19 protein-coding genes and 1 pseudogene are annotated in these 23,718 nt (G+C 71.4%); 11 read left to right on the forward strand and 9 right to left on the reverse strand.

Annotated features, from left to right (window positions below):
- Positions 1-92: 92 nt before the first annotated feature.
- The 3 genes from ABZ956_RS15690 to ABZ956_RS15700 all read right to left on the reverse strand — a co-directional run bounded on the left by ABZ956_RS15690 (position 93) and on the right by ABZ956_RS15700 (position 3,895).
- On the reverse strand, positions 93-2,480 hold the full coding sequence (locus ABZ956_RS15690; protein ID WP_361892761.1) for an excinuclease ABC subunit UvrA: 2,388 nt from the start codon (positions 2,478-2,480) through the stop codon (positions 93-95).
- Between the two features lie 232 nt (positions 2,481-2,712).
- Entirely contained in the window at positions 2,713-3,069 is a 357-nt protein-coding gene (locus ABZ956_RS15695) for a VOC family protein (protein WP_361892764.1), read from the reverse strand.
- 223 nt (positions 3,070-3,292) lie between these two features.
- The gene (locus ABZ956_RS15700) at positions 3,293-3,895 is read right to left on the reverse strand and encodes a 2'-5' RNA ligase family protein (protein ID WP_361892767.1); all 603 of its coding nucleotides are present in this window, start codon (positions 3,893-3,895) and stop codon (positions 3,293-3,295) included.
- Between the two features lie 224 nt (positions 3,896-4,119).
- On the opposite strand from ABZ956_RS15700, the gene ABZ956_RS15705 reads away from it, so the two are divergent.
- On the forward strand, positions 4,120-5,316 hold the full coding sequence (locus ABZ956_RS15705) for a cytochrome P450 (RefSeq protein ID WP_361892770.1): 1,197 nt from the start codon (positions 4,120-4,122) through the stop codon (positions 5,314-5,316).
- 4 nt (positions 5,317-5,320) lie between these two features.
- Here the strand turns inward: ABZ956_RS15705 and ABZ956_RS15710 are convergent, their stop codons facing one another.
- The gene (locus tag ABZ956_RS15710) at positions 5,321-5,752 is read right to left on the reverse strand and encodes a VOC family protein (protein ID WP_361892773.1); all 432 of its coding nucleotides are present in this window, start codon (positions 5,750-5,752) and stop codon (positions 5,321-5,323) included.
- Positions 5,749-6,444 carry a TetR/AcrR family transcriptional regulator gene (locus ABZ956_RS15715; RefSeq protein WP_361892776.1) on the reverse strand — a complete coding sequence of 232 codons (696 nt, stop codon included), beginning with the start codon at positions 6,442-6,444 and terminating at the stop codon, positions 5,749-5,751. Before ABZ956_RS15715 ends, ABZ956_RS15710 begins: the two co-directional genes overlap by 4 nt.
- A 190-nt stretch (positions 6,445-6,634) precedes the next feature.
- Between ABZ956_RS15715 and ABZ956_RS15720 the strand changes: the two genes are divergently transcribed.
- Positions 6,635-7,765: a PP2C family protein-serine/threonine phosphatase gene (locus ABZ956_RS15720; RefSeq protein ID WP_361892779.1), complete on the forward strand. Its 1,131-nt coding sequence runs from the start codon at positions 6,635-6,637 to the stop codon at positions 7,763-7,765.
- A gap of 49 nt (positions 7,766-7,814) precedes the next feature.
- Here the strand turns inward: ABZ956_RS15720 and ABZ956_RS15725 are convergent.
- Positions 7,815-8,553, reverse strand: a pseudogene (locus tag ABZ956_RS15725) (alpha/beta hydrolase).
- Between the two features lie 95 nt (positions 8,554-8,648).
- On the opposite strand from ABZ956_RS15725, the gene ABZ956_RS15730 reads away from it, so the two are divergent.
- From ABZ956_RS15730 to ABZ956_RS15740, 3 genes are all read left to right on the forward strand, one after another.
- On the forward strand, positions 8,649-9,689 hold the full coding sequence (locus ABZ956_RS15730) for a helix-turn-helix domain-containing protein (protein ID WP_361892782.1): 1,041 nt from the start codon (positions 8,649-8,651) through the stop codon (positions 9,687-9,689).
- Positions 9,690-10,042: 353 nt separating this feature from the next.
- Positions 10,043-10,789, forward strand: coding sequence for an alpha/beta fold hydrolase (locus tag ABZ956_RS15735; protein ID WP_361892785.1), 747 nt, complete (start codon positions 10,043-10,045; stop codon positions 10,787-10,789).
- Positions 10,790-10,827: 38 nt separating this feature from the next.
- A complete protein-coding gene (locus ABZ956_RS15740; RefSeq protein ID WP_361892788.1) occupies positions 10,828-11,448 on the forward strand; it encodes a hypothetical protein in 621 nt (206 codons plus the stop codon).
- Positions 11,449-11,509: 61 nt separating this feature from the next.
- Here the strand turns inward: ABZ956_RS15740 and ABZ956_RS15745 are convergent, their stop codons facing one another.
- A complete protein-coding gene (locus tag ABZ956_RS15745) occupies positions 11,510-13,795 on the reverse strand; it encodes an MMPL family transporter (protein WP_361892791.1) in 2,286 nt (761 codons plus the stop codon).
- 589 nt (positions 13,796-14,384) lie between these two features.
- On the opposite strand from ABZ956_RS15745, the gene ABZ956_RS15750 reads away from it, so the two are divergent.
- From ABZ956_RS15750 to ABZ956_RS15770, 5 genes are all read left to right on the forward strand, one after another.
- Positions 14,385-16,460 (forward strand): RICIN domain-containing protein, encoded by a 2,076-nt coding sequence (locus tag ABZ956_RS15750; RefSeq protein WP_361892794.1) that lies wholly within the window; start codon positions 14,385-14,387, stop codon positions 16,458-16,460.
- A gap of 74 nt (positions 16,461-16,534) precedes the next feature.
- On the forward strand, positions 16,535-17,134 hold the full coding sequence (locus ABZ956_RS15755) for a hypothetical protein (protein ID WP_361892797.1): 600 nt from the start codon (positions 16,535-16,537) through the stop codon (positions 17,132-17,134).
- Positions 17,135-17,168: 34 nt separating this feature from the next.
- Positions 17,169-18,023 (forward strand): papain-like cysteine protease family protein, encoded by an 855-nt coding sequence (locus ABZ956_RS15760; RefSeq protein WP_361892800.1) that lies wholly within the window; start codon positions 17,169-17,171, stop codon positions 18,021-18,023.
- Positions 18,024-18,038: 15 nt separating this feature from the next.
- Entirely contained in the window at positions 18,039-18,956 is a 918-nt protein-coding gene (locus tag ABZ956_RS15765; protein WP_361892803.1) for a hypothetical protein, read from the forward strand.
- Between the two features lie 123 nt (positions 18,957-19,079).
- Positions 19,080-20,324, forward strand: a complete 1,245-nt coding sequence (locus ABZ956_RS15770) for a glycosyltransferase (protein WP_361892806.1) — start codon at positions 19,080-19,082, stop codon at positions 20,322-20,324.
- Between the two features lie 45 nt (positions 20,325-20,369).
- Here ABZ956_RS15770 and ABZ956_RS15775 read toward each other — a convergent pair whose 3' ends face one another.
- Positions 20,370-21,416: an alpha/beta hydrolase gene (locus ABZ956_RS15775; RefSeq protein WP_361892809.1), complete on the reverse strand. Its 1,047-nt coding sequence runs from the start codon at positions 21,414-21,416 to the stop codon at positions 20,370-20,372.
- 319 nt (positions 21,417-21,735) lie between these two features.
- On the opposite strand from ABZ956_RS15775, the gene ABZ956_RS15780 reads away from it, so the two are divergent.
- Positions 21,736-22,842, forward strand: coding sequence for an alpha/beta fold hydrolase (locus ABZ956_RS15780; RefSeq protein ID WP_361892812.1), 1,107 nt, complete (start codon positions 21,736-21,738; stop codon positions 22,840-22,842).
- Positions 22,843-22,855: 13 nt separating this feature from the next.
- On the opposite strand, the gene ABZ956_RS15785 is transcribed toward ABZ956_RS15780, so the two are convergent.
- Entirely contained in the window at positions 22,856-23,713 is an 858-nt protein-coding gene (locus tag ABZ956_RS15785; protein WP_361892815.1) for a fumarylacetoacetate hydrolase family protein, read from the reverse strand.
- Positions 23,714-23,718: the final 5 nt, after the last annotated feature.

Consider the following 23,718-nt stretch of genomic DNA (forward strand, 5'->3'; position numbering starts at 1 on the left):
GCGGACGCGCACGGGCCAGGGAATCCGTCGCGCCGGGTGGGACGAGCCGAAACGGCCCAGGGCCCGTCCCACCGTGTCCACGAGAGCCTCGGTCAGGTGCCGACGTAGGCCGCGAGGTGCTCACCGGTGAGGGTGGAGCGGGCGGCGACGAGGTCGGTGGGTGTGCCCTCGAAGACGACCCGGCCGCCGTCGTGGCCGGCGCCGGGGCCGAGGTCGATGATCCAGTCGGCGTGCGCCATCACCGCCTGGTGGTGCTCGATGACGATGACCGACTTGCCGGAGTCGACGAGCCGGTCGAGCAGGCCGAGCAGCTGCTCGACGTCGGCGAGGTGGAGGCCGGTGGTCGGCTCGTCAAGGACGTAGATGCCGCCCTTCTCGGCCATGTGGGTGGCCAGCTTGAGCCGCTGCCGCTCGCCGCCGGACAGCGTGGTCAGCGGCTGGCCGAGGGTGAGGTAGCCGAGCCCGACGTCGGCGAGCCGCTCGAGAATCCTGTGCGCGGCCGGTGTGCGCGCCTCGCCGGAACCGAAGAACTCCTCGGCCTCGGTCACCGACATCGCGAGCACCTCGCTGATGTCGCGGCCGCCGAGGTGGTGGTCGAGCACCGCTGCCTGGAACCGCTTGCCCTCGCAGTCCTCGCAGGTGGTGGCGACGCCGGCCATCATGGCCAGGTCGGTGTAGACGACGCCGGCGCCGTTGCAGGTGGGGCAGGCGCCCTCGGAGTTGGCGCTGAACAGCGCCGGCTTCACGCCGTTGGCCTTCGCGAACGCCTTGCGGATCGGGTCGAGCAGTCCGGTGTACGTCGCGGGGTTGCTCCGCCGGGAGCCGCGGATCGGGGTCTGGTCGACGGAGACCACGCCGGCGTCGGCGTCGATCGAGCCATGGATGAGCGAGCTCTTGCCCGACCCGGCCACGCCGGTGACGACACAGAGCACGCCCAGCGGAATGTCGACGTCGACGTCCCGCAGGTTGTGCGCGTTCGCTCCCCGGATCCCGAGCGTCCCGGTGGGCTTGCGCACCTCGTCCTTGAGCCTCGCCCGGTCGTCGAAATGACGGCCGGTGATGGTGCCGCTGACCCGCAGCTTCTCGACGGTGCCCTCGAAGCAGACGGTGCCGCCCGCGGTACCGGCGCCGGGGCCGAGGTCGACGACGTGGTCGGCGATCGCGATCGTCTCCGGCTTGTGCTCCACGACGAGCACCGTGTTGCCCTTGTCGCGCAGCCGCAGCAGCAGGTCGTTCATCCGCTGGATGTCGTGGGGGTGCAGGCCCGTGGTCGGCTCGTCGAAGACGTAGGTGACGTCGGTGAGCGAGGAGCCGAGGTGGCGGATCATCTTGACGCGCTGCGCCTCGCCGCCCGAGAGCGTGCCCGACGAGCGGTCGAGCGAGAGGTAGCCCAGCCCGATCTCCACGAACGAGTCGAGGGTGTGCCGCAGCGCGTCGAGCAGCGGCGCCACCGACGGCTCGTCGAGGCCACGGATCCATTCGGCCAGGTCGCGGATCTCCATCGCGCACGCGTCGGCGATGCTGACCTTCTTGATCTTCGACGACCGCGCCCCCTCGCTGAGCCGGGTGCCGTCGCACTCGGGGCAGGTGGTGAAGGTGACCGCCCGCTCGACGAACGCCCGGATGTGCGGCTGCATCGCCTCCCGGTCCTTGGCGAGGAACGACTTCTGGATCTTCGGGATCAGCCCTTCGTAGGTGAGGTTGATGCCGTTGATCTTCACCTTGGTCGGCTCGCGGTGGAGGAAGTCGTGCAGCTCCTTCTTGGTGTACTCGCGGATCGGCTTGTCCGGGTCGAGGAAGCCCGACTCGGTGAAGATCCGCACCACCCAGCCGCCCCCGGTGTAGCCGGGGATGGTGAACGGGTCCTCGGCGAGCGACTTGGAGTCGTCGTAGAGCTGGGTGAGGTCGATGTCGGAGACCGTGCCCCGGCCCTCGCAGCGCGGACACATGCCGCCGGTGCGCGAGTAGGTCGCCTTCACGGCCTTCTTGGCACCGCGCTCGACCGTGATCGCGCCGCTGGCCCGGACCGAGGCGACGTTGAAGGCGTACGCGCTGGGCGGGCCGATGTGCGGCTTCCCGAGCCGGCTGAAGAGGATGCGCAGCATCGCGTTGGCGTCGGTGGCGGTGCCGACCGTGGAGCGGGGATCGCCGCCCATCCGCTGCTGGTCGACGCTGATCGCGGTCGTCAGCCCGTCGAGGACGTCGACCTCGGGCCGCGCCAGCGTCGGCATGAAGCCCTGCACGAAGGCGCTGTAGGTCTCGTTGATCAGACGCTGCGACTCCGCGGCGATCGTGTCGAACACCAGCGAGCTCTTGCCCGAGCCGGAGACACCGGTGAACACCGTCAGCCGACGCTTGGGGATCTCGACGCTGACGTCCTTGAGATTGTTCACGCGCGCTCCGTGCACGCGGATCAGATCGTGGCTGTCGGCATCGTGCGGCGCGGGCGACCGCGTGTCCGTCTTCCTGGCCGTGCTCATCGTGTCTCCATCCGTTGCACGAGGCCGCTTTCGCGGTCTCCGTCGGCATCACCGGGCCCCATCTCATCAGCTGGGTCTGACAATGCGCTCTGACCAGCGTCGATGTGGGTCCGGCCCGCCTTCGCCCCGGCTCGCCTTCGCCCGGCCCGGTCCGCGCGGCGGACCGGGACCCGCTCCTGCGGCAGCGGCAGGGGCGGGGGCCGGGGGCCGGAGGCAGCGGAACGGCCGGCGCTCACCGGTCCTGAAGCAGCCCGAGGACGTTGCCGTCGGGGTCGGTGACGGTGGCCACCAGGCGGCCGCCACCGACGTCGCGCACGGGCTCCTTCACGGTGGCACCCGCGGCGGTCACCTCGGCGAGCTTCGCCTCGATGTCCGGCACGTGCCAGTAGGCGACCGGTGAGGTCATGCCCTGCGGTCCGCCGCCCGGCACCAGCCCGATGTGCTGGCCCGCGGCCTCGAAGCCGACGTAGTAGGACTCGTCGCTCTGCGGCGGTACGCCGAGCAGGGCGGCATACACCTGCTTGGCCTTCGCCAGGTCGGCGACGGGATGCAGCACGGTCTTGATTCCCTGGGTGGATGAGCCGGTCATGGTCACTCCTGAAGTCGTGGTGCGGTCGGGATGGTCCTGGCTCACAGGCTCGTCTCGACGGGGCTGCGGTCACGCCAGGTGGGGATCAGGGCCCGCGCTTCCCGAGTCCCTTGGTATCGCCCGCTCCCGCGTTCCGCCAGTCGGCCGAACCGCGTCGGGGCCCGGGCTTCCTGATCCGGCGCGGCATCATCTGGCGCGCGACCGGCAGGCGCGGGATGCGGCACTAGTGCTCCAGCAGTCGGCGGACCTCGCCCGTGCCCAGCGTGATCACGGCCCGGGGCCGCATGGGCTCCTCCTCCCCGCGCCGGGAGAGCAGCACCACCTCATCGACCACCGCGGACAGTGCGCCGAGCCGGTCGGCGCACTCGGCGGCCAGACGCCGCGGTTCCTGTGCGCGGCCGAGGGACAGATGCGGGGTGAAGCGGGCGGCGCGCCCGCGGCAGAGCGGGAACCGCACTTCCAGTGCCTGGTGGAGACGGGCCCACGGCGCGAGGCCCGCGGCGGCCGGATCGAGCCACACCGTGGCGTAATGCCGGTGCCGGAAGGACCGCACGCCGGCCAGGCGCGCCGTGAACGCCGCGCTCTCCGCCGCCCCGGCGGCCAGCAGTGGCACGGCCTGCGCGAACTCCCTCTCCGGTACGAAGCCGAACAGCAGGTTCACATGCGGCGGCCACCGCCGTACCTGCGGATCATGCTCCCGGCGGATGGCCTGGATCGCCGGCCAGAGCTCCTGCGGCGGCAGCCACGCCACCGCTGTCCGGGCTGTCGGCTCCACCTCGAGCGTGTCCACCGGCCCGGCCCCGCCGAACACCCGGTTCCCGTCCACACTGCCATGGTCCGGACCGCGGCCGGATCACACGAGTCGGCGAGCGCCGCCGGGCCGCGCCGAACCGGAGCGCGGCCGCGCTCACGCGATCAGGCGCAAAAATAGCCGTTAAATCATTCTTGCCTCGATTTCCCGTACTCAGCACCTCTATGTCTTAGATTTAGCGGTGTGCATGGCGACGGAACGGCCGGGCGGCCATGGCGGAGGGGCGGCTGTGATTGATCATGAACTGTCCACGGCTGTACGACGTCGCCGACCTGCCGGCGCTTGAATTCGATCCCTTTCTCCGGAAGTCCTTGCAGGACGCCCCGGTGTCCCGGATCCGGCTGCCGCACGGCGAAGGTGACTGCTGGCTGGTGACGCGGTACGCCGACGTACGGTTCGTCACGTCGGATCCGCGGTTCAGCCGCGACATCGTCGGTCTGCCCATCCCGAAGATGACCAAGCACTTCATCCCGCTCGACAGGGCCGTCAGCTTCGTGGACCCGCCCGACCACGCGCGCGTACGCGCGGTGGTCGCCCCCGCCTTCACCCAGCGCAATATGGAGCGGCTGCGCCCTCAGGCCCAGGCCATCCTCGACCGCCTTGTGGACCGCTTGCTCGAGAGCGGTCCCCCCGCTGACCTCATCCACCACGTCACCTCGCCGTTTCCCCTGGACGTGGTCAGCGAAGTGGTCGGCATCCCGGCCTCCGACCGCGGCCGTGTGCGTGACTGGGCCCAGACTCTGCTGACCAGGGCGTCGGACCAGGCGGCTGCCGAACGCGCGCGGCAGGTGAAGGAGGCCGCCAGGGGCTACTTCCGTGAACTGGCCGCCCAGCGCCGGGCCGAGCCCCGGAACGATCTGATGAGCGCGATGGTGGCCGCCGTCGGCGCGGGCCGCATCGACGACGAAGAGCTCCTCGCCCTCGCCACCCTGATGGGCCTCAACGGCTGGCACGCGGTGCGCAACAACACCTCCAACATGATGTACGCGTTGCTCACCCGGCCCAGGCTGATGGACAGGCTGCGGTCCGAACCCCAGTTGGTACCGCAGGCGGTGGACGAACTGCTGCGCTGGATCCCGCACAAGCACGGGGTCGGGCAGCCGCGGATCGCCACCGAGGACGTCGAGGTAGGGGGCGTCCTGATCCGCAAGGGCGAGTTCGTCTACGTCTCCTACGTCACGGCCAACTGGGACGAGCAGGTCTACCCCGAGCCCGACCGCATCGACTTCGACCGCAAGGGCCCGCCGCACATCGCCTTCGGATACGGACCGCACTTCTGCGTGGGCCCCTTGCTCGCCCGCATGGAGTCGGAGGTCCTGCTGTCGACCCTGGTCCGCCGGCTGCCCGCGATGCGGTTGGCGGTTCCGCAGGACCAGGTGCGGTGGCAGACCGACGTACTGATCCGGGGCCCGGTCGACCTGCCGGTCGCCTGGTGAGCGCTCAGCGTTCCGACAGCTCCGACGGGGCCTCCTGGACCATCCAGCCGTTGCCGTCCGGGTCTTCGAAGGACATGAACGAGTTCCAGGTCCCGCCCTTGCCGTCCTCCCAGCCCGTCGCGCCGAGGTGGCGCACCGGGGAGACGTCCACGCCCCGGCCCACCAGTTCCTCGCGGGCCGCCTCGATGTCCGTGACGCAGAGCTGAAGGCCCTGCAGCGTGCCGGGGGCCATCACCTTCGTACCGGGTGGCGTGGGCATGCCCTGGAGCATCGCGATCGAACACCGCGAACCGGGCGGGGTCATCTGGATGATGCGCACACCGGGGGCGACCTCGTCGTCGAGGTCGAGCTTGAAACCGGCCTTGTCGGCGTAGAACTCCTTCGCCCGGTCCATGTCACTGACAGGGACCGGCATGACTTCGAGCGTCCAGTTCACGGAGAGCCTCCTCGGGAAACGCCGGCGGGCTGTGGTGCCCGCCGGGGGCGGGCGACGGGGACGCCTGACGGCCGGTAGCCGGTCTGGCGGAGGACGGCGACGAAATAGGACCTGACCTCTTCCGCGGTGGTGGTGTCGGGGTAGGCGGCAAGGTGCTGCAGCGCCGCGCCGCTGAGCATCTGCTGCAGGATGTCCGGGTCGCTGTCCGGCGGGAGCTGTCCGGCCGCTCGTGCCTGTGCGAGGACGGTGCGCACCGCCCGGCCGCGGTGGCGGCCATGAGCGGCGTCGTAGGCGCGCAGCAGTTCGGGGAGGTCGTCCACCGTCCCGTAGAGGCGACGGATCAGCCGGCGGGCGCGGGGCCGGCTGAGGTAGTCGGCCCAGGCCGTGATCATGGCGTCGACGTCCGGCCAGTCCAGTGCGCCGGGATCCACGTCCCGGTACTCCCATTCGACCGCCCGCACCAGCAGGTCGGTCAGGGTCGGGAACCGCCGGTAGACGGTCGCGCGGGTGACCCCGGCGCGGCGTGCGACCTGTTCGATGCTGGCCGAGTCGACACCCCGCTCGATGAGCAGGTCGAGCGCCGCCGTGAGGATCGCCTCGTCCGCCTTCCGGCTGCGCGGCCGGCCGGGAGGTCGTGCGGACAGGGCCGGTGGGTCGGTGACCCGCCGGCCTCCGTCGTCGCCAAGCTCCATGGTATTTACGATACAGCGCTGTACTGTAATGCGACTCTTCGGGAAGGTGGTCCGCCGGCGCCTACCCGAACGGCTCAACGCCCCGACCGGCCGGGGGCGGCCTTCGCTGTTTCGGGCGTGCGCCCCTGGGGCGGGGTAGCCCCGCCCGAACGGGATCATATGTCCATGTTGTGCCGATATGATATGCACCATGGTCAAGCCTGGACAGTCGCGGCTCCGTCGCCCCCATGGCCGGTGGTCCCCTGTCCAGCTGTCCCCGGTGATCCTGACCGTGGTCATCGCCGCCCTGGCGTACTCCACGCCCCCGGACATGGCCTTCAGCCGCATCCTGCCCGCTGCCCCCGCTCTCGCGGCCGCCATGTGGCCCGTGCTTCCCACCGTGCTGCTGGGGACGGTCTGCTTTCTGCTCATGATCGGCCTCAGCCTCGTGTTCCCCGGCCTGGGGGCGTGGTACACGGTGGCGGGTATCGTCGCGGTCACCGTGGCGGCCGCGTACGGAAGCCATGTCCGCCTCCAGCGGGAGCAGGCGCTCTTCCAGGTCCGGCTCGTCGCCGACGCGGCGCAGAAGGTGGTCCTGAGCCCGATGCCGCGCTGCTTCGGGGGCATCGAGATCGAGGCGCTGTATCTCGCCGCCGCCAAGGAGGCCCGTATCGGCGGCGACTTCTACGAGGTGGCCGACACACAATTCGGGGCCCGCTTGCTCATCGGCGACGTGCGGGGCAAGGGTCTGCCGGCGGTGGGAGCGGCCGCGGCCGTGGTCAACTCCTTCCGGGAGGCGGCCTACGACGAGCCCGATCTGGGCGGCATCGCACGCCGCCTGGAGGCCAGCAGCACCCGTTACAACGCCGCGTTTCCGCCCGAGGACCTGATGGAGCGCTTCACCACCGCCATTCTCGTCGAGATCCCGTACGAGGACGGCCTCGTCAGAATTCTCAACTGCGGACACCCACCGCCGCTGCTCCTGAACCGGGAGGGACTCCGCGTCCTCAATCCCACGGCTCCGTCGCCGCTTCTCAACCTCGCGGACCTGATCGGCGACCACTACAACATCGATACCTTCCACTTCGCTCGCGGCGACCAGTTGCTCCTCTACACCGACGGCGTCACCGAGGCCCGCGGCCGCGATGGCGAGTTCTTCCCACTGACGGACTGGATGCGGCACCAAAACCCGGCACATCCCCGCGAACTGCTCAACAAGCTCCACCGTGACCTCCTCCACTACAGCGACGAAGGTCTTGACGACGACATCGCCGCTCTCTCCGTGCGCCTGCGGGAAGTTCCGGACCCGCTGGACATCGAGAGGGCGACTCGGTCCGCGTAGCCGGAGGGCCCACTGACGGGTTGTGGCATGGGAGTGGTGACCGGCCGCCTCACTCGGTCAGGGCACGGCGCAGAACGGCGCCGAGTTCGGCGATCTGCCGCTGCGACACCTCGGCGGACAGGATCGCCTGCGACCCGTGGAAGGTGCCGGACCACTGATGCAGCTCGACCGAGACGCCGGCCTGCAGCAGGCGCAGCGCGTAGGTGATGCCCTCGTCGCGGCTGCCGCGCCGACCAGGTCTCCTGCCGGTCGTCGAGCCCGGGCTGGTTGAGCAGTTGGCAGCGGATCGGCGGACCCTGCTGGTCACGCGCCCGCAACGCCACCGCCGCCGCGAGCCCCGCGCCGGCGCTGTGACCTCCGACCGCGATGCGCTCCGGGTCGATGCCGAGTTCCGACGCATGCTCGGCGGTCCAGGTCAGCACGGCGTAGGTGTCGTCCAGGGCGGCCGGGAACCGGTGCTCGGGGGCCAGTCGGTAGCCCACCGAGATCACCACCGCGTTGGACAGGGCCGCGATCCGGGCGGCCCACGGGTGCTCGGTGTCGAGGTCACCCATGACGAATCCGCCGCCGTGCAGCCAGACGATGGCGCCCTGTGCCTGGTGCGGGCGGTAGATCCGCACCGTCACGTCCGGGTCGGCGGGCACCGTGCGGTGCTCGATGTCCATGCCGGCGGTGTCCGGTGGCGGCAGCGTGGCCGCCAGGCCGGCGAGGTTCTCGCGCTCGGCGACCGGGTCGGTCAGGTCGGCCCGGGGGAACAAGGGGATGAACGCTTCGAGTTCGGGATCCATGTCGGCCATCCTGACGGTCGTCACGCTCGCGTTCATCCGCCAACTGTCGGGCGTGCAGCGCCGATCACGCGCCGATCGGCGCCTATCCTCTGGGGATGGAGGCACTGGCCGCACGGCTGTCGCAACTGGATTCGCACGTCGACGGCGCGATCCGCGTCATCATGTTCTACGACACGCTGATGCGCCGGCGGGTGGATCTGCCGGCGCTCGCCCGGGCCTCGGCGGGCCTGGCCGAGTGCGTCGCCGGGATCCGGCTCCACGGCACGGGGCGGGCGATCCGCGTCGCGCCCGACGGCACGGAAGCGTCCGCCCCGCCGCCGCCCGCGTCCGCCACGACGCCGATCGTCCTCGATGAGGAGGAGATCGGCACGGTGTGGCTGGAGCGCCCCGGCGCGCCCGGCGCGCTCGACCTCGACGAGCTGCTGCTGGACCGGCTCGCCATCGCCGCCGCGGCGGTCGTCGAACGGTACGGCCCGGCCCGCACCACCATGGCCGACCCCGCCCTCGTCGAGCTGGTGATCAGCGCCGACTGCGACGAGGCGGCCCGGGCGCGGGCGCTACGGCTCCTGGGCTTCGCCGCCGGCCTGCCGGTGCACGTCGTCGCCGTACGGTCGCTGCTTCCCCTCGACCAGGTCGGCGCCCTGGTCGGCCGGGGCCGCCCCGTGAAGGCGGCGCCTCTCGCCGACGTGGGCGTCATCCTGGCCACCGCCGTCGACCCGGCCCTGTTCCCAGCAGGCGTACGTGCGGGCATCGGCGCCGCCGGAAGCCCCGACCGATCCTGGCAGGAAGCGCGTACCGCCCTCCGTTTCACCACCCCGCGCCAGCCGGTCGTCCCCTACGAGGACCTGGGGGCGCTGGCGCTGCTCGCACAGGTCCCCCAGAACGCCGCGCGCGGCAACGCCGACGTCGCCGCGATCGCCCGCATCGCCGGCAACCCGGAAGACCTGGAGACTCTGGACGCCTACTGCGCCACCGGCTCCCTGCGCCGGGCGGCCGACCTTCTCCACCTGCACCACAGCAGCGTCGCCCGCCGACTCGAACAGATGGGAAAGGTCCTGGGCATCGAGCTCACCGCGCCCGCCGGACTGACACGGGCCAAGCTCGCCCTCACCGCTTGGCGGGTCGTCAACGACTGAGGGCTACCGCGAGAGGCCAAGGCGACGCCACCACCACAGGTCGGGGCCACGCCTGACAGTTCGGTTTTTCCGGCCGCCCGCCACTCGCCTGAGTGACCTTCGGAAAATCGGATGGTGAGGACGCTTCCGCCGGACCCAGAATGCCGACGAACGCGAGCGGCCTTCGTTCGATGCTCCGGATGGCGCAAGTGAGGGAGACGCGGGTGAGCTCCGGATGGAAGCCTTCCATGGTGCCGTCGGCACGGCGGGACCGCACCGGATCGCGGACACCGCGGAACGATGGGGCCTATGTCGCGGGGCTGTACACCCGCTGGTTCGGGCCCGTGCCCGTCACGGGCGCTCCGGTGATCGTCATGATTCACGGACTCGGCTTGTCGGGGCGGTACTTCACCCCGGTGGCACGACGCCTGGCGGCGGACGGGCACACCGTGGTGGTGCCCGACCTGCCGGGTACCGTCCGGTCGCGAGCCGCCGTCCGCACCACGCCCGGCACGGAGGAACTGGCGTCGTCGCTGGGCCGCTGGTATGCCGCGGCGGGGCTCGGCCCGTGTCTGCTCGTGGGCCACTCGGTCGGCTGTCAGGTGGCCGCGGCCTTCGCCGCCCGGCACCCGGAGTTCATCGCCCGTGTGCTCCTGACCGGCCCGGCGCTCGAGCCCGGGGCGTCCGCGTGGCGGCAGTTGGGGCGGCTGCTGGCGGATGCTCCTCGCGAGCCCTGGTCCCTGCTGTTCCTGGCCGTCTCCGACTACCTGACCACGGGCCCTGTCCGATTCCTCTCCGCCCTCCGCGGGGCTCTGCGCGATGCCGAGGGGGCGTTCGAGGCGCGCCTGCGGGTGATCGATGTGCCCGCGCTCGTCGTTCGCGGCTCGGGCGACCCGCTCGCGCCTGCGGCGTGGGCGGAGCGCGTGGCGGCTCTCCTGCCCAAGGGCGGGGCCGCCGTGGTCGAGGACGCCGCACACGCCGCTCATTTCAGCGCTCCGGACCGCATGGCGGCGCTGATCACCACATTCCTGTCCGATCCGGCTCCGTCCTCGTCGGACCGGAGCGCTTCCGCTCGATTCCTCGGTCAACCGGCAGAATCCAGAATGGAGTCACGCTTGTGAGCTCGGTCGTGAAGTCATGGATGGCCTCTCGTTCGCCGATGAGAAAGGCGGCGTACGCCGCCACCGCCCTTGCCATCGGTGCCGCCGCCGTCACGTTCGGAGGAGGTCAGGCCGTCCAGGCCAAGGGCGGGCCCGGAGACGGTCTGCTGCCCCTCCCCCAGCTCGTCTGCCCGGACGCCACGGCCACCGTCCACTACAGCGAGCCGTTCAAGCTGCGGGGCCTCACCAACGCCCTGGAGACGTCCGACGACATCAAGTTCGGCACCGAGGCGAGCGGGGTGCCTTGCGCGGATACGCGGCTGCACGTCCCCGGGGGCAAGAGAGTCACCGGCGGTCACGGGCGGCTGATCGCCCGTAAGACGGGAAACTGCTCGAACGTCGACGCGATGGGCACGGCACAGATCACCTGGACCAAGCGGGTGGGCACAAAGCACGTGCCCGTCGGCGAGAGCACGATCAACTATTCCGCCTCCGGCCCGATCGTGGACACGGTGATCACCAGCGGCACGGTGGACGTCGGCGACACCTTCGGCGGCACCAAGGTCATCAACAACAGCATCAACTCCGACGACCCGGCGGGCACCCTGGCGAAGTGCTCCATCACCGAAGGTCTCGTGAAGCAGGGCGGCAGGGCCCAGTTCACGCTGTGGAAGTACTGACGGTGCAGATCTGAGCACGTGGTGGGCGGGGGCCCGAGTCCCCGCCCACCCGGCTGTGCGGTCACCGCACGGCGCGGCGGCCGAAGCGCGGGAACCACCAGTTCGCCCGGCCCGCCAGCCGCATGACCGCCGGCAGGAGCAGCATGCGCACCAAGGTCACGTCCAGGACGACCGCGACGGCGAGGGCGAAGCCGATCTGCTTGATCTCCACCACGTCCACCAGGACGAAGGAACCGAAGACAGCGGTCATGACGGCGGCGGCCGCGCTGATCGGCACCGCCGTGTGGGCCATTCCCTCGACGACGGCCTCCGTGTTGTCGCCGGTACGGCGCCAGGCTTCCTGGATCCGCCGGACGAGGAAGAGTTCGTAGTCCATGGACACCGCGAACAGGAACACGAAGGTGAGCAGCGGCAGGAACGCCTGGATGGTGCCGGTGCCGGTGCCGGTGAAGCCGAGGAGCCCCGCGAGGTGTCCCGACTGGAACACCCATACGGTCAGCCCGTAGGCGGCCAGGGTGCCCAGCGCGTTCATCAGGAACGCCTTGACCGGTACGAGGACGCTACGGAAGACGGCGACGAGGAAGAGGAAGGAGAGGAGGAGGACGAAGGCGATGACGGGCCAGAGCTTTCCCGTCGTCTCGTCGCTCAGGTCCAGGTGCGCCGCCGTCAGTCCGCCGACGAACCCCCGCGCGCCGGGGGCGTCCGCGAGCACCTCCGGAACGATCCGCGCGCGCAACCGGGTCACCAGCTCCGTGGCCTGGCTGCTGTCGGAGGCGGCCACCGGCGCGACCGACAGCACGGTGCTCCGTGCGTCGGCGCTGACCAGGAGGCGCTTCGAGGTGATCCGCAGGCTGGCGGGAGTGGCCCGCACGGGAGCCGCGCCGGGTGCGGTGAGAGTGGCGACCGAGTCGACGGAGTGGACCGCCGGGTCCTGTGCCAGCCGGGCGCCGAGCCGGTCGACGGCGTCGAGATCGCGCTGGGTGAGAGCGCCGTGCGCGGTGGTGTAGACGATTTCGATCGGCATGGACCGGCCGGGCGCGAACGCTTCTTCGATGATGTGCTGGCCCTTGCCGACCGCCTGTCCCTCGATCGCCGGTACACCGAGGTCGACTCCCAGGCGCAGGTTCAGCGTGGGCAGGGCGCACAGGCAGAGCGCTCCCACTGTCAGCACCCCGACCAGGACGGGCCGGCGCATCACCCGCCGGGCGAAGGCGGCACAGCGCGGCGACCCCTTTTCCGTCGGGGACCTTCCCGGCGCCCAGGGCATGCGTCCCTTCTCCAGCCGGTGGCCGAGCAGGGCGAGGAGGGCGGGCAGCAGGGTGAGCCCGGCGAGCAGGGTGCACGCGGCCGCGATCATCGCGCCCACGCCGATCTGCCGGATAGTGGGTGCCTGGATGAACAACAGACCGGACATCCCCAGCACGAACACGACACCGGACAGCGTGATCGTGGTCCCCGCGTGCCGCATGGCCTCCGCCACGGCCTCCCGCACGGCCGCGGGTGAGGGCGGTTCCCGGCCGGTACGGCGTGCGGCCTGCTCGGCACGGAACCGGGACACGACGAACAGCGAGTAGTCGATGCCCAGGGCCAGCCCCATCATCGGGATGATGGTCTCCAGGGTGGAGTCGAAGCCGGTGAAGGCGCTCAGCGCCCCCACCGTGCCGAAGGCGACGAGCACTCCGGCCGCCGCGACGAGGACCGGCACGCAGGCGGCGACCACGCCGCCCGTCGCGAGCAGCAGCAGGAGCAGGGCGACCGGGACGCCGATCAGCTCGGCCCGCCGGGTGCCCGCCTGCTCCTGCGCGACGATCTCCGAGAACACCCCGGAATAGCTGACGAGATACGCCTCGGCCTCGAGCCCCGCTTCGCGCTGGAACAGACTCGCCGAGCGGTGTACGACGTCCTGGAGCCTCGGCGCCTCGCGTTGCAGGGCGTCCTTGTCACCGCGGAAGAGCACACCGGCGAGTGCGGTGTGCCGGTCGGCGGAGACCCGGCCCGCGACGGAGAAGGGCGACACCGTCCGCTGGACCGCCGGATCCCCTTGCAGGCCGAGTGCGACACCCGTGATGAGCGTCCGGTACCGCGGATCGTCGACGGTGACGGTGGGCGAGTGGAAGGCGATCACCCCGGCCTCGGGCCCCAGGTGCGGGAACGCGGTGCTCAGCAGGTGCTCCACGTGGGCGGACTCGCTGCCCTCGACCCGTGCCGTCCGCGGGGTCTCGTGCTCGGTGAAGGACGGGATCTGCGACACGGCGGCGAGCACGACGAGCAGCCAGCAGCCGGCGACGAGGGCGGGCCTGGCCGCCATCGAGCGGGCCAGGCGGACCACCCACGGTTCACTGTTCAATGGCGACGGCTCCAGGATCACGAGGGGTGTTCTCACTCGCGCTCACCCTGGCCCCGGCGCTCCCGTCCCACAATCCGGTCGTCCGCTTGTCATCCAGGAGAGTGACGCCCTCGCGGGCCCCGACTGATTACGGACCGCCCGTAATCGCCTCCGCGCAATGCGTCATCGCGCGCCCGTCTCTTTGCGAGGCTTCTGACGTCAGCGGAATAGCCGCAATGCCCTGACTATGCCTCAATTGCCCTTCATAAGCCTTCCTTGGCGCCACCCAAACGGATTCGCAAGAAAGGTGATCAAGGGTGATAGCTCCAGCACGCTACGCACTTGCACACAAGCGGAACCATTGCCTCCACGGCAAAGTTCTCACCAAGGCAACGCCCCTGGAGTCGCGAGGCATTGGAATAGACCTTTACCGCCGGTAAGGGCAACTGGCCACTGGGCAAAGGGATTTGCCGAACGCCGCCCACCGCACCCATCCCCTTCCATGGATCGGTACCCAATTACGCCTCCATAAACACCCCTGTCTGACGGCCCGTTCGTTCTGGCACACTTCCGGCCACCCACAACTCCCCCACGGAAATGAGGTGTGGCTTTGTCCGGTCGTAGAAGACATACACAGGGTCGAAGACGAAAACGCGGCATACTCGTCGCGGCGGTCGCCTCGGTCGCCGTCGCAGCCGGAGCGCTCGCCGGTACGGCGGCGCTCGGCGGCTTCGACCAGGAGCCCTCGAAGCCCCAGGTCACCGCCGCGCAGACGATGGCCGACGGTCCGACTCCGGCGCCGGCCCCCGCGCACGACAAGGCACCGGAACCGGTGACCCGAATACCCGACGACGACCGCGCTCAGGGCCTGGTCTACAAGGGCCTCAAGCCCGCGCCCAAGGGCGACCACTGCGCCGGCGTCCTGCGGACCACCGACGGCCGGTGTACGCACGGCCCCGACAAGCCGCCCAAGGGCGTCGACATCAGCAAGGACACCCCGCCCGCGGCGAAGACGCGGGACACGGCCGAAACGCCGAGCAGCCCCGGCACCGGGAAGCCGTCCGAGGGCAAGCCGTCCCAGGGGCAGCCGTCCGCCGGCACCATGGCCTCCGTCGACGCCCGCCAGGCGGGCACAGCGGCGGACAGGAAGCCGCCCGCGGCCCCCAAGCCGGACCCCACCTCCGGCAAGGCGGCCGGGCCGGCCGGCCAAACCGTGCAGTGCGACGGCGACGGCACCACCGGCAACCGCGTCCAGGTCGTGTACGCGCACGGCCCCCGCAACGACCGGTACGCCGAGTACCTGGCCTCGTTCCGCAAGTGGGCCGCCGACGCCGACACCATCTACTTCGCCAGCGCGCAGGAGACCGGCGGCGTGCGGCACATCCGGTACGTGACCGGCGCCGACTGCACGCCCTCGGTGCTCAACGTCGAGGTGCCGGACTCCGCCCTGGCGGAGTTCAGCGCGATGAACTCGGCGCTCGCGGCGAAAGGATTCGACCGGCGCGACCGCAAGTACATGATCTTCGCGGACGCCAAGGTCTACTGCGGCATCGGCACCTTCAACGGAGACGAGCGCCCCGGTCCCAGCAACCTCAGCAACTTCGGCCCCTCCTACGGTCGTACGGACGCCGGGTGCTGGGGCGGTTCGACCGCCGCGCACGAGCTCGGGCACAACCTCGGAGCGGTGAACAACAGCGCGCCCAACACCAGCCGCGCCGCGCACTGCACCGACGAGTGGGACGTCATGTGCTACTCGGACGCGCCGTACTACCCGACCATGCGCAACGTGTGCACCGAGCGGGGCCACGACGAGCGTCTGGACTGCAACCACGACGACTACTACAACACCAGCCCACGGCCCGGCAGTTACCTCGCCACACACTGGAACGTGGCGAACAACCAGTTCCTGATGACCGGCAACGGCACCCGGCCGGACCCCGGCCCGAGCCCCACGCCGACCCCGAGCCCGAAGCCGACCGGCAGCACCGGGCCGTCGTCGGGCCCCGTCCCGGTCGTCGGACAGCTGACGTCCGACTCGGTCGTGCTCAGCTGGCCCGCCGCGCCCTCCGCGGCCTGGTACCAGCTGCTGCTCAACGGCCGGCACCTGGCCTGGGTCCAGCCCAATTCGGCGCGGATCCACAATCTGCGGCCCGACACCGACTACACGGTCGCCGTCGGGGTCCGCGACCAGGCGGGACGCGACGCCAAGCCCGGCCGTACGGTGTCGTTCCACACCCCACCGGTCGGCAGTACCACCGCCAAGCCCGGCGCGCGGTACACGCTGACGAACGGACAGAGTGGGCTCGCGGCCGAGATCTGGGGCGGCAAGACCGCTGACGGCACCGTCCTGGTCGGCAACCAGCCCAACAGGCTCAACCTTCAGCAGTGGTACCTCGACGACGCCGGTGGCGGCACAGTGCGGCTGCGCTCGGCGGCGTCCGGCAAGTGCCTGCAGATCGCCGGTGCCGCGAGCCCCGGCCAGTGGGTCGCCCAGCAAGCCTGCTCCGGCAGTGCCGCCCAGCAGTGGCAGCTGGCCAAGTCCGGCAACGGCTTGCGCCTCACCCCCCGGAACAGCTCCCTCGTCCTGAGCGTCGGCAAACGGCCGTACTACGGGGCCTGGCTGCTCGAGCTCCAGAACCCGGACAGCTCCGGCTACCAGACCTGGACCCTGCAGAAGACCTCCTGAACCACCGCGGTGGCCGGGGCCGCCCCGCGCGGACCCCGGCCACCCTCCCTCCCTCACACCGGAGCCACTCCCCCATGCCCGATCGCCGCTTCACGGCAGCGGCCGCCGCTCTCGCGGGCCTGCTCGTCCTGGGACCCGCCGCGACGGCACACGCCCACGGCGACACCATCCACCTGACCGTGACGGGCGTGTCCGCCGGCCACCCCACCACCACAGCGACCTGGGAGGACGACGGCCACCCCGTGAACGAAAAGGTCGCCGGCACCCTCACCGCCACCTCGGACGACGGCACGTCGCTCGGCCCCTGGCGGTTCGTACCAGTACCCGGCCGGCCCGGAACCTTCACCACCGCCGAGGCACTGCCCGCCGGCCACTGGACCATCACGGCCCAGACGGCCTTCCCGGCACTCGGCCGCACCGAGTACCGGACCGAGGTGACCGCCGCGTCCCTGGCGGTCCCCACGGACGCGCCGGCCGGGCCGCCGAGCGCCGCCGCGGCGGCGCCTTCGACGAAGGCCACGCCCACGGCATCCGCAGAAGCGGCCGCTTCCGATTCCGACGGCGGACCGGCTCCCGGCGCGGTGACTCTCGGCGTCACCGCCCTGGCGATCGCCGCCGTCGGCGTACCCGTCGCGTTCTGGCTGCGCCGCCGCCGTGGCCGTCGCGACGCCTGAACGCCCGACTCCTGACCGACAAAGGAAACCCCCCATGCGCAGACTCCGTTTGCCGGCCCGCATACCGGGCCGCAGAAAGACCCTCCTGACCACCATGGCCGCCGTCCTCTCCGGCGGGCTCCTGCTGGGCTCCGCCCCTCAGGCCCAGGCCGCCGCAACCGGCACGGTCTACGGCGGGCAGGGCAACTTCAGCACCGTCAACCAGCGTTCGCAGCCGTCGCTGTCCGCCGGCGTCACCGGCACCTCACGGGTCGGCGACCGCATCTCGATGTCCTGCCGCACCACCGGCGACGTCGTCGAGAACAACTCCCGCTGGATCTGGTCCGGCACCTTCTACATCGCCGACGCCTTCATCCGGGAGGACACCGGCGGACTGCCCGTCTGCGGCTCCACCCAGCCTGCCGGCCAGAAGATCCTGAACATCGGCATGCAGAAGCAGGTCCGGGACCAGTGGTGCTGGGACGCCTCCGGCCTGACCATCGCCAACTACTGGGGCTACACCAACTACGACCAGTACGACTTCTGCCGCCTGGCCCAGCAGGGCAACAGCGGCCTGGACTGCAACAACCGGCCCGCCACCCTCGGCGACATGGCCAACGGCCTCCGCAACATGGGCTTCCGCAACAGCGGCACCGACCTGTGGCGCAACGCCTCCTTCGGCGAGACCCAGAGCGAGATCGCGAACGGTCGGCCGTTCGCCGTCCGCATCGGCTGGACCTCCGGCGGCGGCCACATGAACGTCATCTACGGCTACGACAGCGCCACCAACATGGTCGCGGTCGGCGACCCCTGGCCCAGCACCCAGACCTACACCTGGTGGAACTACTCCGCCTACGCCGGAAACAATTCCTTCCGGTGGACCCACTCGCGCATCGGCATCCACCGCTAGAGGAGACGACCCACCATGCACCGTACGACCAGACGCACCGCCACCCTGCTCGCGGCCACTGCCGTCGCCATCCTCTGCGGAACCATTCCCGCGCAGGCCACCGACGGCCCCGCCCTGCCCGCGCCGCCCGCCGCGACCGACTACGCCGCCGCCGAGAAGGTGCTGCGTTCCGGCCAGGTCCACGACACCGTCTCCCGCTTCCTGACGGCCGCCGAACAGCGCACCCCGGCCGCCGGCGCGGACGGCGGCACCTCCTCCACCCCGCGCCGCGGCCTCGCCCAGGCCCCCGCCGCGGCGCCCGGCTTCGACCTCAAGAAGCCGGTCCCCCTCTACGAGCTCGCCCCCGAGTTCGTCACCGGCAAGGCCAAGCCCACCGCCGGGTCCGCCCTGCGGCTGTCCTACCTCGCCTCCCGCGTCTCGGCCGCCAACGGCCACCAGGCCGCGGTCCTGCTCGCCCCCGGCAAGGGCGGCGGCGACCGGGACTGGCAGCTGGCAGGCATCCGCGACGGCGACGCCGACATCAACGCCGCCGAGCGCGGCACGGGACAGACACGGACCTTCATGGAACCGCAGATCCACGCCTGGTACCGGCTGACCGACAGCGGCTCCGTCGAGCCGCTCAACAAGGAGGCCGGCGTGGCCCTCCAGGGCAAGTCGCGCGTCACCCTCGCCGCTTACCAGCAGCTCGTCACCAAGCGCTACGGCGACAAGCTCCCCGGCTCGGCCTACGACCGCAAGGGCCTCGCGGGCGGCTACACCCAGTCCGGACCTCAGGCCGAGGTCCAGGCCCAGGCTCAGCCCGAGACCCGGGCCGAGGGCCGGGCCGCCACCGCCTCTTCCGGCACCTGGCTCCCCGCCGCCTCCGGCGCGGCCGCCCTGGCGGCTTCGGGCGCGGCGGTCCTCCACCTGCGCCGTAAGCGCCGCTCGGTCTGACCCCATCCCCCACACCACATGCCCGGCGGTCCGGGCCCCCACCGCGGGGGCCCGGGCCGCCGGGCCGCTTGCCGATCGGTGACTCCAGGACTCCGCTGGGTTCCGGCTGGGCATGATTCGACGGTGCGCGTACTCATCGTGACAGTGGGCTCCTGGGGTGACGTGGCGCCGTACACCGGGCTCGGTGTCCGCATGCGGGCCGCCGGGCACGAGGTGGCGCTGGCCACCCATGCCCGATACGCCCGGGCCGTCGAGGACCACGGTCTGGCTTTCCGGGCGATCCCGGTGGATCCGCGCGAGGTCCTGATGTCGGCCCACGGCCAGGGGCTGGCCCGGGCCTCGAGCGCACCGGCGGTGCTGGCCCAGGTCCTGAGGATGGGCCGGGAGTCCGTTCCACGGCTGGCCGCGGGGATGGTGGCCGCCGTGCGGGAGGGGACGGACGTCCTGCTGGCGTCCGCGGTCGCCCATCCGCTGTGCGCCACCGTCGCGGAGGCACGGAACGCGGCGTGCATCGGCGCCTACCTGCAACCGCTGGAACCGACCGGGGCGTTCGCGCCTGTCCTGAGCGACTTCCCCTCCCTCGGCCGACGGGGCAACCGGCTGGCCGGACACCTGCTGTGGGCGGCCGCCGACCGCGTCTTCGCCCCCGCCGTCGCCGACCTGCGCCGGCGACTGGGCCTGCCGGAACGCGCGATCAGCGCCGTACGCCGGGCCGTGCGCGCGCAGACGGTGTGCCACGGCTTCAGCCCGACGGTCGTACCCGTGCCCGCGGACTGGCCGTCCCATCTCAAGGCGTGCGGCTACTGGTGGCCGCGGCGGCCCGCGGGCTGGCGTCCGGACGACCGGCTGACGGCCTTCCTCGAAGCCGGCCCCGCCCCGGTGTTCGTCGGCTTCGGGAGTTTCGTCGCGGCCGACGCGGCACGGCTGAGCGAGCTGGTCACGAAGGCGGTGCGCGCGGCGGGGATGCGTGCGGTCGTGCAGTCCGGCTGGACGGGTCTGCGCGCCGAAGGCGACGACGTCCTGACCGTCTCCGACGTGCCGCACGACTGGCTCTTCCCGCACATGGCCGCCGTGGTCCATCACGCCGGGGCCGGCACCACGGCGGCCGGCCTGCGGGCCGGGGTCCCGGCCGTGCCCGTGCCGGTCCAGCTCGACCAGTACTTCTGGGCCGCCCGCCTCGTGGCCCTGGGCACCGCTCCCACCAGAATCCCCTACCGGCACCTGACGGTCCCCCGTCTGGCCGACGCCGTGCACCGCGCGGTCCGCGAACCCGCCTTCGGGGCCCGCTCCCGCCGTGTCGCCACCCGCCTCGCCGCCGAGGACGGAACGGCTCCGGTGCTGGCGGAGCTCGCCCGCCTGGAGGCGTGAGGCGCGCCCTGCGGCCGGTGCCGGACCGGGGACGCCCAGGAACCGCTATCCGGCAGGCCGGTTCCCCGTGCCGGACTGCGCGAGGAGGCGCTGGAGCCAGCGGGTACGGGCGTCGCGGGCGTCCCGGCTGAGGGCAGCCTTCGGTGCTATGCCGTCGAAGCCGTGGTAGGCGCCGGGCCATACGTGCAGTTCGGCCTGGCCGCCCGCCTGCCAGATCGCGTTCGCGTACGCCACGTCCTCGTCCCGGAACATCTCGGCCGACCCGACCTCGATATAGGCCGGGGGAAGCCCGGAAAGGTCCGTGGCGCGCGAGGGGGCCGCGTAGGGCGGCAGGTCCGCGGCGCCGTAGCGGTCACCCAGCAGTGCCTTCCACACGGTCTCGTGGGAGGTGAGGTCCCACAGGCCGAGGCCCGACATCTGATGACTGGAGAAGGTGCCGCGACGGTCGTCGAGCATCGGGCACAGCAGCAGTTGCCCCAGTGCCCGGGGACCGCCGCGGTCACGGGCCAGCAGGGCGAGGGCCGCGGCGAGCCCGCCGCCGGCGCTCTTCCCGCCGATGATGACGCGGTCCGCGTCGATGTCCAGTTCGGCGGCGTGCCCGGCCGCCCAGACGAGTCCGGAGTAGCAGTCCTCCAGCGGTCCCGGGTACCGCGTGCGCGGCGCCAACCGGTACTCGACCGAGATGACGGCCAGTCCCAGCGGAAGGACCCACTCGCGAAGGATCCGCGGCAGCACGGACCATGCGTTGCCCATGATCATCGCGCCGCCGTGCATGTAGTACAGCAGAGGCAGCGGCCCGGCGAGCCCGGCGGGCCGCGCGCTCACGAGCGTGACGTCCGGCCCACCCGGCGGTCCCGGCACACGGAACTCCGTCACGTCGAAACGCCCGTCGGCACGAAGGTCCTCGGCCGTCGGCCTGGGCCGGGACGCGGCATCCCGCTCCTGCCGGGCCTCGAGATTGTCCGGGGTGACCGGCTCCCTCGCCTCCTTGCCCAGGGCCGCCAGCGCGACGCTCAGTTCGGGGTCGAAGGGGGGCGCCGCCTTCGGTGCCGGGACGCGTCCGGACTCCGACGGCGCGGGGCGGACGCTCATGCCCCGGCCCCCGGTCGGACGGCGGGACACCACCCGGCCTCCCCGCCGCAACAGCTCGGTCGCACACACGTACACCTGGGAAACGCTCGTCTGAGACCCATACGGCGTAGCCAACCACACCACCGGAGGGCACCGCCGCCGGGACCGCAGGTGAAGGCCGTGGGCGGTGGGGCCTGTGTGGCCCGCGTTGCTGATGGCGGTCGACCTTCACGTACGATGCCGCTCGCGCCGCTGACGTGCCATCGGGTGCGGGACCTTTCCGTCCCCACCACGCCCGTACCGAGGGCGCTGCTCACCCGATTCAGCCACGGAGCTCCTGATGTCCTTCCCTCCCCACCCCGACCGCGCGCCCGGCCGGGGATCCCGTTTCCGCCGCGCCAGACCCTGGTGGATAGCGGTGGCCGTCGTCCTCGGTCTGGGGCTCGTGTCCTGGCCGGTCCTGCACTACACCGGGCTGCTGTCCAGCAAGGGCGAGCCGGTGGCCTTCGGCGACGACGCGCCCGGTCCCGCCCGCCAGGCCGACGCCGCGCCCCGGCAGGTCGACGAAGCGCCGGAGACCCTGATGCCCACGGGGCCGGCCGCCGATCTGAGGGAGGAGAGCAGGCTGGCGGACGGCACGGTCATCGCGAAGACCACGCTGCACGGCGCGAAGTCCGGTTTCACCGGCAAAGTGTGGGTGTGGGCACCCAAGCAGTACAAGGAGCCGCGGTACCGGAAGAGCGGATTCCCGGTGTTGGTGGCCCTGCCCGGTGGCCCCGGGGCCAGTGGGAACTACTGGATCGGCGCCAACCTCAAGCTGCAGGCGTCCATCGGGAAGTGGTCCCAGGAGGGCAAGGCCCAGCCGTTCATCGTGGTGATGCCGGTCCTCAACCCGGGCACCGACAAGAAGGAGGACTACCACGACGGCAGTGACATCCCCGGCCGGCCCAAGATGGGCACCTGGCTCGCCGAGGACGTCCCCGACTTCGTCCGCGCCAACTTCCGCACCCTGAAGTCCCGTGACGGATGGGCATTCATGGGCTCCTCCAGCGGCGGCTTCGCCGGGCTGAAGTCCGTCCTGAAGCATCCGGACAAGTTCAAGGCCGTCATCGCCTCCGGCCCGGACATCGTCCCCGACTCGCCCCACTGGAAGGGCCACGAGGCCGAGCGGCAGGCCAACAACCCGCAGAAGCTCGCCCAGCACCTCATCGACACCAAGGGCCCCGACGTCTACCTCGCCTTCCAGTACGGCACCGCCGAGCACCCGATCACCATCAACGGCGTCAACGGGTTCATCAGCACCTATGGCAACAAGGGACCCGTCCACACCCAGCTGACGAAGATACCCGGCGGCGTCCACAACGCCGAGACGTACGTCCGCGGCCTGGGCATGGGCCCCATGGAGTGGATCAGCAAGCACATGCAGGGGCCCATAGCCCGTCCCTGATGCCGCGGTTTCTCTAGCGGGCGGCCTGGCGTACGGGGTTCCGGAGGGTGCCGACCCGTTCGACGACGGCTTCGACGACGTCGCCGTCCCGGATGACCCCGGCTCCGGGGGTGCCGGTGGCGATGACGGAGCCCGCGTCGAGCGTCATGCCGCCGGAGAAGTAGGCGACCTGCCAGTAGGGGTCGCGCATCATGGCCGAGACCTGGTTGGAGGCGATGGTCCGGCCGTTCACCACGGTCGAGATGCGGATCGAGGAGAGGTCGCCGGCCTCGTCGGGGGTGACGATCCACGGGCCGAGGCTGCAGAACGTGTCGAACGCCTTCGACCAGGGGATGTAGCGCGGGTTGATGCGGATCGCGTCCTCCGCCGTCATGTCCAGGATGGTCGTGTAGCCGAAGATGACGGATTCGGCGTCCTCCGGTGCGACGTCCCGGCAGGTCCGGCCGATCACCACGCCGAGCTCGGCCTCCGCCGTGACGCGGTCGGACTGGGTGGGCAGGACGATCTCGTCACCGTGACCGATGACGCAGCTGCTGGGGCGCAGATAGGAACCGGGAGTGCCGCTGGGCTGCTCGACGTCGAGGTCGTCGGCGTGCCGCCGGTAGTTGAGCCCGACGCCCCACAGCTTGGGCGGGTGGCGGTAGACGGGGCCGAAGGCCGCCTCCGTGGTACGGACGGCCTTGGCCTGGATGCCGGGTTCGGCGAGCGCTTCACGGATCCGCCCCAGCTGCCCGTCGACGACGACGTCGAGCAGTGTCGGGCCGAGCGTGGTGCCGGTCAGGTCGGCGAGGACGGCGAGCGGGACGATCCCGCCGTCGACCGCGATGCCGACATCCTCCTGGCCGTCCAGGGTCATGGTGCACAGGCGCATGTGAG

Origin of the sequence: Streptomyces sp. NPDC046261, assembly GCF_040646235.1 — a bacterium.
GTDB lineage: Bacteria > Actinomycetota > Actinomycetes > Streptomycetales > Streptomycetaceae > Streptomyces.

What these genes read in the sequence shown, in the direction of transcription:
- ABZ956_RS15690 (WP_361892761.1), bottom strand. Translation starts at nt 2,480, where the DNA reads ATGAGCACGGCCAGGAAGACGGACACGCGGTCGCCCGCGCCGCACGAT.
- ABZ956_RS15695 (WP_361892764.1), bottom strand. Translation starts at nt 3,069, where the DNA reads ATGACCGGCTCATCCACCCAGGGAATCAAGACCGTGCTGCATCCCGTC.
- ABZ956_RS15705 (WP_361892770.1), top strand. Translation starts at nt 4,120, where the DNA reads ATGAACTGTCCACGGCTGTACGACGTCGCCGACCTGCCGGCGCTTGAA.
- ABZ956_RS15715 (WP_361892776.1), bottom strand. Translation starts at nt 6,444, where the DNA reads ATGGAGCTTGGCGACGACGGAGGCCGGCGGGTCACCGACCCACCGGCC.
- ABZ956_RS15720 (WP_361892779.1), top strand. Translation starts at nt 6,635, where the DNA reads ATGGTCAAGCCTGGACAGTCGCGGCTCCGTCGCCCCCATGGCCGGTGG.
- ABZ956_RS15730 (WP_361892782.1), top strand. Translation starts at nt 8,649, where the DNA reads ATGGAGGCACTGGCCGCACGGCTGTCGCAACTGGATTCGCACGTCGAC.
- ABZ956_RS15735 (WP_361892785.1), top strand. Translation starts at nt 10,043, where the DNA reads ATGATTCACGGACTCGGCTTGTCGGGGCGGTACTTCACCCCGGTGGCA.
- ABZ956_RS15740 (WP_361892788.1), top strand. Translation starts at nt 10,828, where the DNA reads ATGAGAAAGGCGGCGTACGCCGCCACCGCCCTTGCCATCGGTGCCGCC.
- ABZ956_RS15755 (WP_361892797.1), top strand. Translation starts at nt 16,535, where the DNA reads ATGCCCGATCGCCGCTTCACGGCAGCGGCCGCCGCTCTCGCGGGCCTG.
- ABZ956_RS15760 (WP_361892800.1), top strand. Translation starts at nt 17,169, where the DNA reads ATGCGCAGACTCCGTTTGCCGGCCCGCATACCGGGCCGCAGAAAGACC.
- ABZ956_RS15765 (WP_361892803.1), top strand. Translation starts at nt 18,039, where the DNA reads ATGCACCGTACGACCAGACGCACCGCCACCCTGCTCGCGGCCACTGCC.
- ABZ956_RS15775 (WP_361892809.1), bottom strand. Translation starts at nt 21,416, where the DNA reads ATGAGCGTCCGCCCCGCGCCGTCGGAGTCCGGACGCGTCCCGGCACCG.
- ABZ956_RS15780 (WP_361892812.1), top strand. Translation starts at nt 21,736, where the DNA reads ATGTCCTTCCCTCCCCACCCCGACCGCGCGCCCGGCCGGGGATCCCGT.
- ABZ956_RS15785 (WP_361892815.1), bottom strand. Translation starts at nt 23,713, where the DNA reads ATGCGCCTGTGCACCATGACCCTGGACGGCCAGGAGGATGTCGGCATC.